The sequence below is a fragment of the Nostoc sp. UIC 10607 genome (genome assembly GCF_047228265.1).
Classification (GTDB): domain Bacteria; phylum Cyanobacteriota; class Cyanobacteriia; order Cyanobacteriales; family Nostocaceae; genus Nostoc; species Nostoc foliaceum_A.
In genome coordinates, this window is record NZ_JBIQNW010000174.1 from 1 (window position 1) to 1,707 (window position 1,707).

The following is a 1,707-nucleotide window of genomic DNA, read 5'->3' on the forward strand; positions in this document are numbered from 1 at the left end:
AGCAACTGCACAGGCGGCACTGCCACCCGCTATGAATAAAAGAAACTATTTTGAGGCGACTAGTGAACGGGTATATTAATAATTATCCTGACAGTTAAAACCGAACCCACAATAGTGCGTTGAGCCTGATTAGGAGCATGGTTCTGGGGCTTTATGGCGATGACATTGGTGAAGGACTTGCGTTTCCTATCCCGTTTGAAAGATTATCTATGAGTACATCCCCAGGTCAGGACATATCTATAATAACCATATGAGAGTTGCAGCCATGAAATTGCCACTCCTTCAAGGGAATAACCAGCCTGTCCCTGTGGAAAAAGTATCATCCACTTTAGAAGAAATTAACCAGAACGCAGCCGGAATAGACCTTGGTAGTGGAGAACATTGGGTTTGTGTCCCCACTGATAGGGCAGATAAAAATGTTCGCCGATTTGGGTGTTTTACCCCCGATTTAATTGCAATGGCCGATTGGTTAATGGAATGCCAAATAAATACCGTGGCAATGGAAGCCACAGGAGTTTATTGGATTCCAGTGTTTCAGATATTAGAAGCCAAGGGTTTTGAGGTCAAATTAGTCAATGCTCATCACGTAAAAACAGTCCCTGGGCGCAAAACAGATGTGTTAGATTGCCAGTGGTTACAAAAGCTACATACATATGGACTACTGTCTGGTTCTTTTCGCCCAGAAGACCAAGTTTGTGTGCTACGCAGTTATATCCGTCAGCGAGACACCTTAATCAAGAGTGCTAGTGCTCATATACAACGGATGCAAAAGGCACTCATCCAGATGAATTTACATCTCCACAAAGTCATCAGCGATGTAACTGGTTTGACCGGAATGAAGATTATAAAAGCAATCGTTGCCGGTGAACAACACCCACAAGTTTTAGCATCCCTCAAAGACCCACATATCAAAAGCAGCACAGCAGATATTGCTGCATCTTTAACTGGTGATTACCGTCGTGAACATTTATTTGTCCTCCAGCAAGAATTAACACTGTATGAGGTTTACCAACAACAGATTATTGCTGTTGACACTGAAATTGAAAAATGTTTAGCATCTTTTGAACCTAAAACTTTAGATGAACCGCCGACAACAGGAAGAAAACGCAGAAAAAAACCGACTGCCAATCACCCCGATTTTGATTTGCATAAATATCTTTATCGGATAGCAGGAGTAGATTTTACGCTGATTGATGGTCTTGATGCTTTAACTGTTCAGACCATTTTATCTGAGGTGGGATTAAACCCGAAACGCTTTCCCAGCGTTAAACACTTCACCTCTTGGTTGGGTTTATGTCCTGGTCAAAAAGTGACCGGCGGTAAGGTCAAAAGCTCTCAAACTCGTACTGTTGTCAATCGTGCTGCGAATGCTTTTCGCATGGCGGCTTTTTCTCTGACTCACAGCCGTTCTGCTCTGGGTGCATTTTATCGCCGTTTACGTTCTCGCTTGGGCGCACCCAAAGCAATAACTGCTACTGCACACAAGCTGGCTCGTTTGTTCTACCAAATTTGGACGACTGCTGGACGATATTCTGATCCTGGTATGGAATACTACGAGCAAAAATACCAGGATCTGATCCTCAAAAATCTTCAGAAGAAAGCGCAAGCTTTTGGTCTTCAACTTATCCCCAAATCCCAAGATAAGGAGGAAGCTTCATTTTATCAAACCCTTTCTACATAAGCTTTACATCAAGTGTTTCTTGAAAG

General features: G+C 42.8%; 1 protein-coding gene. It reads left to right on the forward strand.

All coding sequences use genetic code 11. The features are described 5' to 3' along the window. Nucleotides 1-307 precede the first annotated feature (307 nt). Nucleotides 308-1,681 (forward strand): IS110 family transposase, encoded by a 1,374-nt coding sequence (locus ACEYW6_RS36150; RefSeq protein WP_412983597.1) that lies wholly within the window; start codon nt 308-310, stop codon nt 1,679-1,681. The last annotated feature ends 26 nt before the right edge of the window (nt 1,682-1,707 follow it).